16 protein-coding genes are annotated in these 13,960 nt (G+C 71.2%); 7 read left to right on the top strand and 9 right to left on the bottom strand.

Features of this window, described 5'->3' with window-relative positions; genetic code table 11:
- Positions 1 to 33: 33 nt before the first annotated feature.
- Both AB0898_RS04160 and AB0898_RS04155 read left to right on the top strand, forming a co-directional pair.
- Complete coding sequence (locus AB0898_RS04160; protein ID WP_366801248.1) at positions 34 to 915, top strand: DUF4097 family beta strand repeat-containing protein; 882 nt, start codon at positions 34 to 36, stop codon at positions 913 to 915.
- Between the two features lies 1 nt (position 916).
- The gene (locus AB0898_RS04155) at positions 917 to 1,948 is read left to right on the top strand and encodes a helix-turn-helix transcriptional regulator (RefSeq protein ID WP_366801247.1); all 1,032 of its coding nucleotides are present in this window, start codon (positions 917 to 919) and stop codon (positions 1,946 to 1,948) included.
- Between the two features lie 445 nt (positions 1,949 to 2,393).
- Here AB0898_RS04155 and AB0898_RS04150 read toward each other — a convergent pair whose 3' ends face one another.
- The 4 genes from AB0898_RS04150 to AB0898_RS04135 form a co-directional block, all read right to left on the bottom strand.
- Positions 2,394 to 2,957 (bottom strand): Clp protease N-terminal domain-containing protein, encoded by a 564-nt coding sequence (locus AB0898_RS04150; protein WP_366801246.1) that lies wholly within the window; start codon positions 2,955 to 2,957, stop codon positions 2,394 to 2,396.
- Positions 2,957 to 3,166, bottom strand: coding sequence for a helix-turn-helix domain-containing protein (locus tag AB0898_RS04145; RefSeq protein WP_366801245.1), 210 nt, complete (start codon positions 3,164 to 3,166; stop codon positions 2,957 to 2,959). Before AB0898_RS04145 ends, AB0898_RS04150 begins: the two co-directional genes overlap by 1 nt.
- Positions 3,167 to 3,316: 150 nt before the next feature.
- Entirely contained in the window at positions 3,317 to 4,282 is a 966-nt protein-coding gene (locus tag AB0898_RS04140; RefSeq protein WP_366801244.1) for a zinc-binding dehydrogenase, read from the bottom strand.
- A 267-nt stretch (positions 4,283 to 4,549) separates the two neighbouring features.
- Positions 4,550 to 5,773, bottom strand: a complete 1,224-nt coding sequence (locus AB0898_RS04135) for an NADP-dependent malic enzyme (RefSeq protein WP_366801243.1) — start codon at positions 5,771 to 5,773, stop codon at positions 4,550 to 4,552.
- Positions 5,774 to 6,408: 635 nt separating this feature from the next.
- Here AB0898_RS04135 and AB0898_RS04130 point away from each other — a divergent pair.
- The 3 genes from AB0898_RS04130 to AB0898_RS04120 are packed head-to-tail and all read left to right on the top strand — an operon-like array spanning position 6,409 to position 9,120.
- Positions 6,409 to 7,365 (top strand): ABC transporter substrate-binding protein, encoded by a 957-nt coding sequence (locus AB0898_RS04130; protein ID WP_366801242.1) that lies wholly within the window; start codon positions 6,409 to 6,411, stop codon positions 7,363 to 7,365.
- A gap of 28 nt (positions 7,366 to 7,393) precedes the next feature.
- Positions 7,394 to 8,323, top strand: a complete 930-nt coding sequence (locus AB0898_RS04125; RefSeq protein WP_366801241.1) for an amino acid ABC transporter permease — start codon at positions 7,394 to 7,396, stop codon at positions 8,321 to 8,323.
- On the top strand, positions 8,320 to 9,120 hold the full coding sequence (locus tag AB0898_RS04120; RefSeq protein WP_366801240.1) for an amino acid ABC transporter ATP-binding protein: 801 nt from the start codon (positions 8,320 to 8,322) through the stop codon (positions 9,118 to 9,120). The genes AB0898_RS04125 and AB0898_RS04120 overlap by 4 nt, the downstream gene beginning before the upstream one ends.
- 116 nt (positions 9,121 to 9,236) lie before the next feature.
- Here AB0898_RS04120 and AB0898_RS04115 read toward each other — a convergent pair whose 3' ends face one another.
- Positions 9,237 to 9,995 (bottom strand): class I SAM-dependent methyltransferase, encoded by a 759-nt coding sequence (locus AB0898_RS04115; protein ID WP_366801239.1) that lies wholly within the window; start codon positions 9,993 to 9,995, stop codon positions 9,237 to 9,239.
- A gap of 101 nt (positions 9,996 to 10,096) precedes the next feature.
- On the opposite strand from AB0898_RS04115, the gene AB0898_RS04110 reads away from it, so the two are divergent.
- Positions 10,097 to 10,726, top strand: coding sequence for a CGNR zinc finger domain-containing protein (locus AB0898_RS04110; protein ID WP_366801238.1), 630 nt, complete (start codon positions 10,097 to 10,099; stop codon positions 10,724 to 10,726).
- Here AB0898_RS04110 and sodX read toward each other — a convergent pair.
- Complete coding sequence (sodX, locus tag AB0898_RS04105) at positions 10,630 to 11,061, bottom strand: nickel-type superoxide dismutase maturation protease (protein WP_366801376.1); 432 nt, start codon at positions 11,059 to 11,061, stop codon at positions 10,630 to 10,632. The genes AB0898_RS04110 and sodX overlap by 97 nt on opposite strands.
- A 144-nt stretch (positions 11,062 to 11,205) precedes the next feature.
- On the opposite strand from sodX, the gene sodN reads away from it, so the two are divergent.
- Positions 11,206 to 11,601, top strand: a complete 396-nt coding sequence (sodN, locus tag AB0898_RS04100; protein WP_018544452.1) for a superoxide dismutase, Ni — start codon at positions 11,206 to 11,208, stop codon at positions 11,599 to 11,601.
- Positions 11,602 to 11,725: 124 nt separating this feature from the next.
- Here sodN and AB0898_RS04095 read toward each other — a convergent pair whose 3' ends face one another.
- From AB0898_RS04095 to AB0898_RS04085, 3 genes are read right to left on the bottom strand one after another with little or no spacing between them, the layout of a single operon-like run.
- Complete coding sequence (locus tag AB0898_RS04095; protein WP_366801237.1) at positions 11,726 to 12,292, bottom strand: HAD domain-containing protein; 567 nt, start codon at positions 12,290 to 12,292, stop codon at positions 11,726 to 11,728.
- 33 nt (positions 12,293 to 12,325) lie between these two features.
- Positions 12,326 to 13,018, bottom strand: a complete 693-nt coding sequence (locus AB0898_RS04090) for a class I SAM-dependent methyltransferase (protein ID WP_366801236.1) — start codon at positions 13,016 to 13,018, stop codon at positions 12,326 to 12,328.
- Between the two features lies 1 nt (position 13,019).
- Positions 13,020 to 13,931 (bottom strand): aminoglycoside phosphotransferase family protein, encoded by a 912-nt coding sequence (locus tag AB0898_RS04085; protein ID WP_366801235.1) that lies wholly within the window; start codon positions 13,929 to 13,931, stop codon positions 13,020 to 13,022.
- Positions 13,932 to 13,960: the final 29 nt, after the last annotated feature.

Here is a 13,960-nt window from a genome sequence, read left to right as displayed (position 1 = left end):
CGTGTCACGTCCCGCCCTTGCCGAGGAGGCCCCATGTCCGAGTGGTCCGTCGCCGAGCCCCAGAAGCTCACCTTCGACGCTCCCGTGAGCGAACTGCACGTGCGCATCGTCAACGGTCTGGTGAACGTGGTGGGCACGGAGGAGAGTTCCGCCCGCCTGGAGGTCTCCGAGATCGAGGGCCCGCCCCTGATCGTCACCCAGCAGGGCGGCACGCTCACGGTGGCGTACGAGGACCTGCCCTGGAAGGGCTTCCTGAAGTGGCTCGACCGCAAGGGCTGGCGCCGCAGCGCGGTGGTCTCCCTCGCCGTTCCGGCGGACACCCGTGTGGAGGTGGGCGTGGTGGGCGCCGGGGCGGTCGTCTCGGGGCTGCGCGGCCCGGCGGTGGTCAAGGGCGTCACCGGGGACGCGACGCTGGTCGGGCTCTCCGGTCCGGTCCGCGCGGACACCGTCTCCGGCAATCTGGAGGCCCAGACCGTCACCGGCGACCTGCGCTTCAACTCCGTCTCGGGCGACCTGACCGTGATGGACGGCTCGGGCCCCGCCGTCCGCGCCGACTCCGTCAGCGGCTCGATGATCGTGGACCTGGATCCGGCGGGCCCCACCGACGTCCGCCTGACCAGCGTGTCCGGCGAGATCGCCATCCGTCTGCCGCACCCGGCGGACACGGAGGTGGAGGCGAACACCGCGAGCGGGCAGATCTCCAACGCCTTCGACGGACTGCGGGTGCACGGCCAGTGGGGCGCCCACAAGGTCACGGGCCGGCTGGGCACGGGCAGCGGCAGGCTCAAGGCCACCACGGTCTCCGGCTCCATCGCCCTGCTGCGCCGCCCGGCCGGCGAGGACGCGGGCGGGCCGGCGGGGCCCGGCGCCGCTCCGGGGGACAATTCCTTCACGACCGACAAGAAGGTGCTCTGACATGCCTCCCGTCTTCGCCCACGGCCGCCTGCGCCTGTATTTGCTGAAGCTGCTCGACGAGGCGCCCCGCCACGGCTACGAGGTGATCCGGCTCCTCGAAGAACGCTTCCAGGGCCTCTACGCCCCCTCGGCGGGCACGGTCTACCCCCGCCTGGCCAAGCTGGAGGCGGAGGGCCTGGTCACCCACACCACCGAGGGCGGCCGCAAGGTGTACGCGATCACCGACGCGGGCCGCGCCGAACTGGCCGACCGCAGCGGTGAACTGGCCGACCTGGAGCTGGAGATCCGCGACTCGGTCGCGGAACTGGCCGCCGAGATCAAGGCCGATGTGCGCGGCGCGGCGGGCGATCTGCGCCGCGAGATGCGCGCGGCCGCGACCGAGGCCCGCCAGGGCGCCCGGACCGGCTCCGCCCAGTCGTCCCACGCCTACGGCGACCAGGGCGGCGACCCGGAGTCGTGGCGGGCCGCGAAGGAGGAGCTGCGCCGGGCCAAGCAGGAGTGGAAGGAGCAGGCCAGGCGGGCCAAGGACGAGAGCCGCCGGGCCCGCGAGGAGGCCCAGCGGGCCCGCCGCCAGGCCCAGGAGGCGCAGTCGAGGGCGCGGGCCCAGGCGCAGGAGGAGATGCAGCGCGTCGCCCGCCGGGTCCAGGAGCGGGTGCAGGACGCCTTCGGCCGGGGCGACTGGCCGACCGGAGTGCGCGAGGGCATCTCGGAACTGGCCCGGGAATTCGGCGAGTTCGGCAAGGAGTACGCCCGCCCGGCGGCCTCCGCCAAGGGCGCCGACCCGAGGACGACACCGGAGTACGGCACCGTCCCGGAGGACTTCCCCGCGGAGTACGAGCCGTCCTGGGCCCACGAGGAGCCCTCCGGCGACCCGGCCCGCGACCTGGACCGCCTCCTCGACCGCTTCCGGGACGACATCCGGGACGCGGCCCGCGACCACGGCGTCACCGAGGCCCAGCTCCACGACATCCGCCACCGCCTCTCCACGGCCGCGGCCCATGTCGGCGCGACGCTGCGCGGGCCGAGAGGCTGAACCGCCCGCGATCCCGGCGGGTCCCCTGCGGGGCTTCGGCCGGGGTCACGGGCGTGGCGGCGGAGAGGGGTTGGCCTGGTACGTCGCGAGGGGGGACGGTTGGCCTGGCGCGTCGCGAGGGGGGGACGGTTGGCCTGGCGCGTCGCGAGAGGGGCGGCGGGCCTGGTGCGTCGCGGGGGTCGCGGCCGGCCTGGTACGTCGCGGGGGTCGCGGCCGGCCCGGCGCGTCGCGGAGGTCGCGGCGGGCCTGGTGCGTCGCAGGGGTCGCGGCGGGCCTGGCGCGTCGCGGAGGTCGCGGCCGGCCTGGCGCGTCGCGGAGGTCGCGGCCGGCCTGGCGCGTCGCGAGGGTCGCGGCCGGCCTGGTGCCGGGGTCAGGGGCGCCCGCGCCAGTCGGTGTCGCGATCAGCGGCCGCCCCCGTCCCGGAAACCGGCCGGGAACAACCGGTTCAGCCCGCCTGGGCGGTGCCTTCGCCGTACAGGACGCGCAGCAGCGCCTCGTGGGTGACCCCGTGGTCGGCGAGCACCTCGGCGGGGACTCCGGGGCGCGTGGTCAGGGCGAGCAGGAGGTGCTCGTCACCGATGTGCCGGTCGCGGCGGGCGACGGCGGCGCGCAGTGCCCCCTCCATGACGCTCTTGGCGTCCCGGTCGAAGGGCTGGCGGCCGGGCCGGCCGCCCGGCTTCCGGTGGTCGCCGGTCAGCGCCCCGGCGCCGTGCGCCTCCTCGACGCGGGAGACGATCTCGGTGACGTCGATGCCGAGTCCGGCGAGCGCGTCCGCCTCGGCGCGGGACAGCCCCGCCCGCCGCCGCGCCTGGTCGAGCGCCTCGCGCAGCGAGGCCTTCCGTTCGCCCAGGCCGAGCGCGGCCAGCGCGAAGGACGCCCGGGTTCCCTCGCGGTCCAGGAGGGCGAGCAGCAGATGCTCGGCACCGATGGACCGCGCCCCCGCCCGCTCCCCGTGCTCGACCGCGCCGGTGACGACTTCGCGGGCGTCCTTGGTGAAGCGTTCGAACATCACTGCCTCCCGTACTTCTTGTGCACGGCCTGCCGGCTGACACCCAGCTCGGCGGCGATCTCCTGCCACGACCAGCCCTGCTGGCGCGCGGCACGCACCTGTACCGCCTCCAGCTGCTCCAGCAGCCTGCGGAGCGCGGCCACAGCGCGCAGCCCGACCCGCGGATCGCGGTCGCCGGCCCGCTGGGCGAGATCCGTTGCATCCGTCATGACGTCAACTTAGGTTGACACCGATTCGAATGTCAACCCAAGTTGACATGCGGCGCGGAAAAAGGGCGGGCCCGCCACCGGACCCGCCCCTGCGTCACCCCTGCGTCACCCCTGACGCCACCGCCACCGCCACCGTCATCGGTGGGGAGTTCAGGAGTTGGTGAGCACGATCTTCCCGAACTGCTCGCCGGACTCCAGCCGTTCGAAGCCCTCGCGGGCGCGGTCCAGCGGCAGCACCTCGTCGATGACGGGCCGCAGACCGGTGACGGCGCAGAAGGAGAGCAGGTCCTCCAGCTCGTCCTTGGTGCCCATGGTGGAGCCGACGACCTTCAGCTCCAGGAAGAAGATGCGGGTCAGTTCGGCGTGCGAGGGCCGGTCGCCGCTGGTCGCGCCGGAGATGACCAGCGTGCCGCCGGGCCGTAGCGACTTCACCGAGTGGGACCAGGTGGCCGCGCCCACGGTCTCGATCACGGCGTCGACCCGCTGCGGCAGCCGCGCCCCCGGCTCCACCGCCTCGACGGCACCGAGTTCCAGGGCCCGCTTGCGCTTCGCCTCGTCCCGGCTCGTGGCGAAGACGCGCAGCCCGGCCGCCTTGCCGAGCATGATCGCGGCGGTGGCGACCCCGCCGCCCGCGCCCTGTACGAGGACCGAGTCGCCGGGCCGTACCCCGGCGTTGGTGAACAGCATCCGGTACGCGGTCAGCCAGGCCGTCGGCAGACAGGCGGCCTCGGCGAAGGACATGCCCTCCGGCTTGGGCAGCAGATTCCAGGTGGGCACGGCGACCTGCTCGGCGAAGGTGCCCGGGTAGCGCTCGGTGAGGATGGAGCGGGGTTCGCGGGGGCCGACTCCATGGCCGGTCTGCCCGATGACGGAGTGCAGGACGACCTCGTTGCCGTCCGCGTCGACCCCGGCGGCGTCGCAGCCGAGGATCATCGGCAGCCGTTCCTCGGGGAGCCCGACGCCCCGCAGGGACCAGAGGTCATGGTGGTTGAGGGAGGCGGCGCGGACGTCGACGGTGCTCCAGCCGGGCCGGGCCCCGGGAGCCGGGCGCTCCCCCAACTCAAGGCCGGACAGCGGCTGGTCACGGTCGATCCGGGCGGCGTAGACAGCGAACATGGGCCCGACGATAGGTTCCGTCCCGCCCCGGGCGGAACCGGCGGACGGTGTGACACACGCCCTCTTGCCTCCGGCACCCGTGCGGCGCAACGCGCCCCGCGCACCAAGGCGCCAGAACGACTGAACGGCCCCGCCCGGAAAGGGCGAGGCCGTTCAGCACGGCACACATGCGCTACGGCACAGGGCCGCTCGGCACCAAGCCGCTCGGCATCAGACCCACAGGCATCGTCGCCGCGCCCGCAGACATCGCCGCCGCGCCCGTGGACGTCAGCGCCGGGCCACGCCCTCCGCGCGGGCGGCCGCCGCGACGGCCGCCGTCACGGCGGGGGCGACCCGCTCGTCGAAGGGCGAGGGGACCACGTAGTCGGGGGCGAGGTCGTCGCCGACGACGGCGGCCAGCGCCTCCGCGGCGGCGATCTTCATGCCCTCGGTGATCCGGCTCGCCCGCACCTGGAGCGCCCCGGCGAAGATGCCCGGGAAGGCGAGCACGTTGTTGATCTGGTTGGGGAAGTCCGAGCGCCCGGTCGCGACGACCGCCGCGTACTTGTGCGCCACCTCCGGGTGCACCTCCGGGTTCGGGTTGGCCATCGCGAACACGAAGGCTCCCTCGGCCATGGAGGCGACGGCCTCCTCGGGGACCGTACCGCCGGAGACGCCGATGAAGACGTCGGCGCCGACGAGCGCGTCCTCCAGCGAGCCGTTGATGCCCGCCTTGTTGGTGAAGCCGGCCACCTCCCGCTTGACGTCGGTCAGATCGGTGCGCTCCGCCGAGACGACGCCCTTGCGGTCGGCGACCGCCACGTCCCCGATGCCGGCCTCGACCAGCATCCGGGCGATGGCGACCCCGGCCGCTCCGGCGCCGGAGATGACGGCGCGCAGCTGCCCGATCTCCCGGCCGCTGAGCCGGGCCGCGTTCCTGAGCGCCGCGAGGGTCACGACGGCCGTGCCGTGCTGGTCGTCGTGGAAGACCGGGATGTCCAGCCGTTCCTGGAGGCGCCGTTCGATCTCGAAGCACCGGGGGGCCGAGATGTCCTCCAGGTTCACCCCGCCGAAGGAGGGGGCGAGCCGGACGACGGTCTCGACGATCTCGTCCACGTCGGTGCAGGCGAGCGCGATCGGCACCGCGTCGACCCCGCCGAACTGCTTGAACAGGATCGCCTTGCCCTCCATGACGGGCAGGGACGCCTCGGGACCGATGTCCCCGAGGCCGAGCACGGCGGTGCCGTCGGTGACGACGGCGACGACCGAGGACTTCCAGGTGTAGTCGTTGACGAGCTCGGGCTGTTGAGCGATCGCGGTGCACACGCGCGCCACACCGGGCGTGTACGCGAGGGAAAGGTCGTCCTTGTCGCGGATCGGCACGGTGGCCCGCACGGCCATCTTGCCGCCACGATGCAGCGCGAACGCCGGATCGAAGGAGTCCAGGGGCTCGGCCCCGCCCTCCGGTCCGGTACCGCTGTCGCTGCGAGGATTGACGATCTCCGCTGCCACTTTGTCTTACCCCTTAGGTATGCATGGTTTGAGGGTCGGCCGCTCCGGGTGAGGAGCGGGCGGGCACCGCGTACGGCTCGTCGAAGGTGAAGCGGGAGCACATACGCGACGGGCGCGCCGCACACGCGCCCTGAGCCCCGGATGAGGGGTGTAAAGAACCTTCTTACCGGACGGACGGTCCGACCACGAGTCCATTGGGCGCAAGGTCACATGGCGTGGCCGCGCCAACCAGCCACCCTTGAACCGCCGCCGAACCGCCACCGAAGCGCCGCCGAACCGCTCCACGCCGCCGTGACGGCCCCCGGCAACTGCCCGGAAGCGGCGCCCCGGCCTCCACTTCCCCCGGTGCGCGAATGCCCCGAATGCACGCGGTCCGGCCATCCGAATCGTGAGACATGTCGACGATTTTCCGGCCTGGTGAGCGAATTTCCGCAGATTCTCCGGCGGGGGTGCAGCGGGGTTGTACCGACCTGATGCGGTTCGGGATCACCCGTTATCCGATTTTGACATTGTGACGGCCCTGAATGGCCCAGTCCGAATGGCAGGATGCCGTAAACCCATGAGGTCGCGACACACGAAGGTGTGTGTTGTCGTCGTCCCATCGGACCTCTTCCCATCCGCCGGAGGAACCCACGATGACCGCAAGCTCCACCCGTCGCACGACCACTCGCACCCGGATCGCAGCGGGCGGTGCGATCGCGGTCGCGGGCACCCTGCTGCTCACCGGCTGCGGTGACCACACGGACAAGACCGGCAGCGGCACCGACACGTCGAACGCCTCCGCCCCGCTCGCCGGCAAGCTCCCCGCCGACATCCGCAAGGCGGGCGTCATCAAGGTCGGCTCCGACATCGCGTACTCGCCGGTCGAGTTCATGCAGAGCGGCAAGCCCGCCGGCATCGACCCGGACATCGCGGCCGCCCTCGGCAAGCAGCTCGGCGTCACCTTCGAGTTCCAGAACAACAAGTTCGACAACCTGATCGTGGGCCAGCAGGCCAAGCGCTACCAGGTGATCATGTCGGCGATGAACGACACCAAGGACCGCCAGAACGGTGTCGACTCCAGCAACGGCAAGAAGGTCGGCAAGGGCGTCGACTTCGTCGACTACTTCACCGCCGGCACCTCGATCCTGGTCCAGAAGGGCAACCCGAAGGGCATCAAGTCGCTGGACGACCTGTGCGGCAAGGTCGTGGCCCTGCAGAAGGGCACCACGTCCGAGGGCATCGCCCGCGAGCAGATCAAGAAGTGTAAGAAGGACGGCAAGAAGCCGATCGAACTGCAGACCTTCGGCACCGACCCCGAGGCCCTGCTGCGCCTGAAGCAGGGGGCGTCCGCCGCCGACCTCAACGACTTCCCGGTGGCCGCGTACAACGCGAAGACCTCCGGCGGCGGCAAGGACTTCGAGGTCGTCGGCGACCAGATCGAGGCCGGTCCGTACGGCATCGCCGTGGCGAAGGACGACACCCAGCTGCGCGACGCCCTGCAGGCCGCACTGGACGCCATCATCAAGAACGGCGACTACACGAAGATCCTGCAGAAGTGGAATGTCACGGCCGGTGCGGTGACCGAGGCGAAGATCAACGGCGGCTCCTGAACCTCGCGCATCACGAAAGGCAGTCGCTGTGACTGACACGGTCGACAAGTCTCCGGCGCCCTCGGTGCCGCCGGAGCAGATCAAGGCCATCCCCGTACGCCACTGGGGGCGCTGGGTCTCCGGCGTCCTGGTCCTCGCCGTCCTGGCGATGATCGGGATCGCCTTCTCCAACGCGAAGATCAACTACGGCGTCATCCCGGACTACATCTTCGACCCGGACATCGTCTCGGGCGCCTGGACGACGCTGTACATATCCGTGCTGGCCATGGTGCTCGGCGTCGTCCTCGGCGTGGTGCTCGCCGTCATGCGGCTGTCGTCGAACCCGGTCACCAGCACCGTGGCCTGGTGCTACATCTGGCTCTTCCGCGGCACGCCGGTCCTGGTCCAGCTGCTGCTCTGGTACAACATCTCGCTCGTCTTCCCGGTGCTCAACCTCGGGTTCTACAAGAACGAGATGAACGACGTCATGACGCCGATCCTGACCGCCCTGCTGGGGCTCGGTCTGAACGAGGCCGCGTACATGTCGGAGATCGTCCGCGCCGGCATCCAGTCCGTCGACGAGGGCCAGACCGAGGCGTCGCACGCGCTGGGCATGACCCAGGGCAAGACGCTGCGCCGGGTGATCCTGCCGCAGGCCATGCGCGTCATCGTGCCGCCGACCGGCAACGAGTTCATCAACATGCTGAAGACCTCGTCGCTGGCCTACGCGGTACAGCTGCCGGAGCTGATCAAGAACTCCACGGACATCTCCAGCACCTCGCTGGCGGTCGTCGAGATGTACTTCGTCGCCTGCATCTGGTACCTGTTCCTGACCACGATCTTCAGCATCGTGCAGTACTACGTCGAACGGCGCTTCGCCCGGGGCTCGACGCGGACCCTGCCGCCGACGCCGCTGGAGCGGCTGCGGAAGAACCTCCGCCTGTTCGTCTCCTTCCGCCGCCCGGAGGTGGCCCGATGAGCAAGCTCTCCAAGGACTTCGCGCCGAGCACGAGCGGCGGTCCGATGGTCAGGGCCGAGGGCGTGCACAAGTCGTTCGGGCCCGCGCACATCCTCAAGGGCATCGACCTGGAGGTGAACCCGCGCGAGGTGTTCTGCCTGATCGGCCCGTCCGGCTCCGGCAAGTCCACCTTCCTGCGGTGCATCAACCACCTGGAGAAGATCACCGCCGGACGGCTCTCCGTCGACGGCCAGCTGGTCGGCTACCGCCAGAAGGGCGACAAGCTCTACGAGCTGAAGGAGAAGGAGGTCGCGGCGCAGCGGCGGGAGATAGGCATGGTCTTCCAGCGCTTCAACCTCTTCCCGCACATGACGGCACTGGAGAACGTCATGGAGGCGCCGCTCCAGGTCAAGCGCGAGAGCAAGGCCGTGGCCCGCGAGCGCGCCGAGCAGCTCCTGGACCGCGTGGGGCTCGGCAGCCGCAAGGGCCACTACCCGGCCCAGCTCTCCGGCGGCCAGCAGCAGCGCGTCGCCATCGCCCGCGCCCTGGCGATGCAGCCCAAGCTGATGCTCTTCGACGAGCCCACCTCGGCGCTCGACCCGGAGCTGGTCGGCGAGGTCCTCGACGTGATGCGCGACCTCGCGGAGGACGGCATGACGATGATCGTCGTCACGCACGAGATGGGCTTCGCCCGTGAGGTCGGCGATTCGCTGGTCTTCATGGACGACGGCGTCGTGGTCGAGGCGGGTCACCCGCGCGAGGTACTGACGAATCCGCAGCACGACCGGACGAAGTCATTCCTTTCGAAGGTCCTCTGACGAAGGTTCCTTGAAAAACGGCGGACGGTGCTCCCGAATTCACGCGATGCGCGCGAAAGGGGGCACCGTCCGCCGTTTCCGGCGTCTCCGGGAATTCCTCCGGCAATTAAGTCTGACTATTTCAGCGCGAGGAGCAGGGTGTCCGACGGCGAGCACCACACCGGCCGGGCCTCCGCGAACCCCTTTTCGCGCAGGGCGGACGCATGCCAGGCGGCGGACGGGGTCTCGCCGTCGGCGTGTTCGCCGTAGATCTCGAAGCGGCGGGCGGTCGGGGCCGCGAGCACCGGGTCCTCGGCGGCGAACCGCCACCAGTTCGCCCAGTCCAGGGCACCCGCCCGCCGTGCCTCCTCCATCCGGGCGTGCCGCTGGGCGCGTTCGGCCGCGTTGATGCGGGGCGTGGTCGCGTCGGGCATGTGGTCGGCGTTCATGAAGACCCCGCCGTCCCGGGTCAGCTGCGCGAGCCGGCCGTAGAGGGTGGTGAGGTCGTCGAGGCGCAGCCAGTGCAGCGCGGTGGCGGTCAGGACCGCGTCGTAGGAGTCGTACGGCAGCGCCGACGTCCACTCGGGGTCCTTGAGGTCGGCCTCCACGAGCGTGACCCGGTCGTCGCCCGCGAAGGTGCCGCGGGCGATGGTGAGCAGGGCCGGGTCGAGGTCGACGCCGGTGCTGGTGGCGCCGGGGAGGCGGTCGAGCAGCCGGGCGGTGATGGTGCCCGTGCCGCACGCGAGGTCGAGCACGCGCGGGGCGGGTCCGGCGAACGCCTCGACCATGTCGAGCATGACGCGGAACCGCTCCTCGCGGTCCGGCAGGTACCACTCCTGCTGCCGGTCCCAGCTCTCCTGCCAGGCCGCCCAGTCCGTGCCGATGCCACTGGTCATGATTCCCCGTCCCTCCCGCATCAGACGTAATACCCTGGACGGGCGATCGTCTGTTACCCGCCCGCCGACATGACCATAGAGCGCCCGCGTAAGGATTACTAGTGGAACTGGCCTATTACTCGGACTACGCCGTACGCCTCGTCAACAGCGAGGAGCCGGCGCGGGGCAAGGACTCCCTGACCTCCGTCGAGGCCGTCCGCGACCTCTTCGGCGCGGGCGCCCAGGCGGCCCGGCGCGCCACCGACGCCGACGTCACCCGCTTCCGCTCGGTACGGGCCCGGCTGCGCGGGGTCTTCGAGGCGGCCGACCAGAACGACGAGACCCTCGCCGTCGACCTGCTGAACTCCCTGCTCCTGGAGTTCCCGGTCAGCCCGCAGATCTCCGGCCACGACCAGCGCGACGACGACGGCCGCCCCCTGTGGCACATGCACCTGGCCGACCACCCCTCCAACGCGACCGCGGGCTACGCCGCCATCGCCGCGATGGGCCTCGCCTTCCACCTCACCGAGTACGGCGTGGACCGCCTCGGCCTGTGCCAGGCCGCGCCCTGCCGCAACGCCTACCTGGACACCTCGACCAACCGCTCCCGGCGCTACTGCTCCGACCGCTGCGCCACCCGCGCCAACGTCGCCGCCTACCGCGCCCGCAAGCGCCTGGCCGCCGACCGGTCCGACAGCAGCGGCCTGGCGGCCGAGAACAGCCAGCGCGCCAGCGCGAGCGGCGAACGCTGAGTACCGAGCGGGCGGTAGCGCAGCCAGGCCCGGCCCAGGATCAGTTCCTCGGGTACGACGCCGTAATCGGTGCTGTCGCCGCCCGCGTACGGGTTGTCGCCGAGCACCCACCAGCCGCCCTCACGCCGCTCGGCGGCCCGCTTCACCACCAGCAGGTCCTGCTGGAAGGGGTGCCGCAGCACGACCACGTCCCCGGGCCTGACCTGAACGCCGTACCGCAGCAGCAGCCGGTCCCCGTGGTGCAGCGTGGGCACCATGGACGGCCCCGTGACCTCGGCCAGCCCGAACGGCGGCAACACCCTGCCCCGCTCGCTCTCCTGCGACAGCTCCGGCATCCCCGGCACCTCCCCGGTCCGTTCCTCCACAGTCTCAGTCTGACCCCGGACTTTTGTCCTAAGCCCTGGGGGGCACTCGGGAAAACCAGTCCCTCAGGGAGTAATGTCCCACCTGAGAAGACGATCACGAGGAAGGAACGCTCCATGCTTTCCCGCCTGTTTGCCCCCACGGTCACGGTGAGCGCTCACTGCGACCTGCCCTGCGGCGTGTACGACCCGGCTCAGGCCCGCATCGAGGCGGAGTCGGTGAAGGCCATCCAGGACAAGATGGCCGCCAACGACGACCCCCACTTCCAGATCCGCGCGACGGTGATCAAGGAGCAGCGCGCCGAGCTCGCGAAGCACCACCTGGACGTGCTCTGGAGCGACTACTTCAAGCCGCCGCACTTCGACAGCTACCCCGAGCTGCAGAACCTCCTGAACGAGGCCGTGAAGTCGCTGTCCGCCGCCAAGGCCTCCACCGACCCGGCGACGGGCCAGAAGGCGCTGGACTACATCGACCAGGTCGCCAAGATCTTCTGGGAGACCAAGAAGGCGTGACGTCCGGTCATGCCGCTTGACCTGCGATTCCCTTGGTTGCAGCGTCTCCCCCAGGCCGCACCCGGCCCGCCAGAGTCCGCCCACGGCGGACGTTCCGGCGGTCCGGGTGCGGTCTTTTCTCATGTCACTCCGCCCGGATTCCACTCACCGCGGCAGGCGCACCGGCCCGACGCTCGGTCCACGCCCGGACCTCGGCCAGGTGTTCCGCCCGCAGCCCGACATACGGATCGGGCTGTATCAGCAAGGTCGCCTCACCTCGGGCGTCGCGCATGTGCGCCCACTCGTGGTCAAGGGCGGTGAAGTCGTCGTCGATCCAGACGACGTCCGCATCGCCGAGCCAGGTGTTGACGTGATCGCGCTTCCACAGGTAGCCATCGGGGTGGCTGGTCGCGATCTGCGGGCGCGGCAAGTGGACATACGGCAGGGGCGGCAGGCCGAGGAGCGGCCCGATGAGGGTGGCGGCGTCCTGGCGCCAACTGGTGCACCAGACAGGGGTCACAAGGCCGCTCCGGATCACGTCCATGAGCAGCGGGCCATGAGCGGCGTCGAGCCAGACAGTGACCGGGTTGTCGGCGCTCCGACCGGTGGGGACGACGTCGTGGCGATTGTGGGTGGCCGGGGTCGAGCCGTCCGCGTCGGGAAACGGTATGAGGACGCCGTCGATGTCGAGGAGCAGGTAGGGCGGACGCATCGGTTCCTCCAAGGGAAGCCGGGCGGATGACTGTCAGAGTCTGCGAGCGCGGATCAGCAGGGTGGTGGGCCAGTGGCCCATGCGGGAGTCGTGAAACTCCTGGGCCCAGGTGAGCCGGAAACCCGCCTGGCCGAGGTGCCGCTCCCATCGGTCGGTGGCGAACTCCCAGCGGGCGACGGGAAGCCGTGTCCGGTCCGGGAGGCTGACGAAGTCGCGGCGGGGCCGGTCATCACCGGACGGGGATCGCCCACCGCGCTGCGGGTGGGGGACGGAGAAGGCGAGTACTCGTCCGGGTGTGAGGTGCTGGGCGACGGTAGGCAGCAGGAGCCCGGGGGCGACGAGTCCTACGGCGCCGAAGACGGAGTAGATCGCGTCGAACTGCTCGTCGGAGGCTCGCAGATACTGCAGGGCGTGGCCGGCGACGAAGGTGAGGTTGTTCAGCCGTCCGTAGTGGGAACGGGCGCGGCGGACCTGGAGCCCGACCAGGTCGACGCCGATGACGTGAGCACCGTGCCGGGTGGCGAGGTGGGCGGCGTTGTGGCCGGGGCCGCAGCCGAGTTCCAGGAGCCGCTTGCCGCGCAGGTCGGCCCCGAGGACATCGGCGCCCGGCCCTTGGCCGGGTCTCGTGGTCCACTCCATCCGCGCGGGTACGGCGAGGGGTTCGGCGAGTCCGGCGGCGGTGCGCTGGAGGGCGTGCGCGTGCCATGGGGATGCCGGGGCGAGCACGTCAGATCTCCAGGAGGTGGAGGACGTCGGTGAGGTGGCGGCGGACGACCTTGACGTAGGCGGGATCAGTGGCCGGGTCGTTGATCCAGCGGACGGACTGCTCCATGAACCACTCGACCGCCCACATGCGGTGCCAGCCCAGGGCCCAGTTCTCGGCGGCGAGCCCGCCGCGTGGGACGAGGGTGTCGGGGGTGCCGCCGGCGGTGACGTACTGCTCCAGGAAGACGCGCAGGCGCACGGGGTGCGGGGGTTCGATGGTGCCGTGCCAGCTGGCGAGATCGAGCAGGCCGGGGCCGGTGAAGGTGCGGGCGAAGTCGAGCAGCCGCCAGCCGCGCTCAGCGATGTGGAGGCTGGTGGGGTGGAACTCGGAGTGCACCCAGCCGAACGGTTCCAGCGTCGCTCCGGACGAGCGGGCCCCGGCGGCCCGGACGATACGGTCGAGTGCGTCCTCGACGTCATCGGCCTCCTGCCACCGGTCGGCCTTGCGCAGCCGTTCCAGGTGCTCCAGCGCCCGGACCGGGAGTGTCCGCAGCCGGTCCTGGTCGAGGACGGGCAGGGCGGAAGCCGTACCGGTGCCGTGCAGGACCACAGCCGCGGCGACGCCGTCGAGGTCGTCGGCCGCGCGGTCCGTGGGGCCGAGGTCGTCCATGAGCATGCCGAGCCAGCCGTCCAGGGCGACGGAGGCGTGTACCTGGGGGACGGGGACGCCGACGACGTGGGCCAGGCGGAGGGCCCGGTCCTCGCCGTCGAAGGGCTTCTTGGCGTACTTGAAGATGGCCGTCGAGCCGTCGGGGAAGGCCACGCGCTCGACTCCGGACATCGCCCACACGCGTACCTCCTCTCGTACGGCGGTGGTCTGGCCGGTCACGGCGAGCAGGTTCTCGAAGAGTTCGGCGCTGGGGTTCGTGGTCACGGGAGGGCTCCGGAGAGACGGTGGCGTCC

The organism is Streptomyces sp. NPDC005435, from assembly GCF_040703155.1.
Taxonomy (GTDB): Bacteria; Actinomycetota; Actinomycetes; order Streptomycetales; family Streptomycetaceae; genus Streptomyces.
The sequence above is the reverse complement of the archived record's forward strand: the minus strand, read 5'-3'. Positions and strand labels throughout refer to the sequence as shown.

Bases quoted from the DNA above. Each gene is read 5' to 3' on its own strand.
- AB0898_RS04160 (WP_366801248.1), top strand. From the start codon at position 34: ATGTCCGAGTGGTCCGTCGCCGAGCCCCAGAAGCTCACCTTCGACGCT.
- AB0898_RS04155 (WP_366801247.1), top strand. From the start codon at position 917: ATGCCTCCCGTCTTCGCCCACGGCCGCCTGCGCCTGTATTTGCTGAAG.
- AB0898_RS04150 (WP_366801246.1), bottom strand. From the start codon at position 2,957: ATGTTCGAACGCTTCACCAAGGACGCCCGCGAAGTCGTCACCGGCGCG.
- AB0898_RS04145 (WP_366801245.1), bottom strand. From the start codon at position 3,166: ATGACGGATGCAACGGATCTCGCCCAGCGGGCCGGCGACCGCGATCCG.
- AB0898_RS04140 (WP_366801244.1), bottom strand. From the start codon at position 4,282: ATGTTCGCTGTCTACGCCGCCCGGATCGACCGTGACCAGCCGCTGTCC.
- AB0898_RS04130 (WP_366801242.1), top strand. From the start codon at position 6,409: ATGACCGCAAGCTCCACCCGTCGCACGACCACTCGCACCCGGATCGCA.
- AB0898_RS04120 (WP_366801240.1), top strand. From the start codon at position 8,320: ATGAGCAAGCTCTCCAAGGACTTCGCGCCGAGCACGAGCGGCGGTCCG.
- AB0898_RS04115 (WP_366801239.1), bottom strand. From the start codon at position 9,995: ATGACCAGTGGCATCGGCACGGACTGGGCGGCCTGGCAGGAGAGCTGG.
- sodX (WP_366801376.1), bottom strand. From the start codon at position 11,061: ATGCCGGAGCTGTCGCAGGAGAGCGAGCGGGGCAGGGTGTTGCCGCCG.
- sodN (WP_018544452.1), top strand. From the start codon at position 11,206: ATGCTTTCCCGCCTGTTTGCCCCCACGGTCACGGTGAGCGCTCACTGC.
- AB0898_RS04095 (WP_366801237.1), bottom strand. From the start codon at position 12,292: ATGCGTCCGCCCTACCTGCTCCTCGACATCGACGGCGTCCTCATACCG.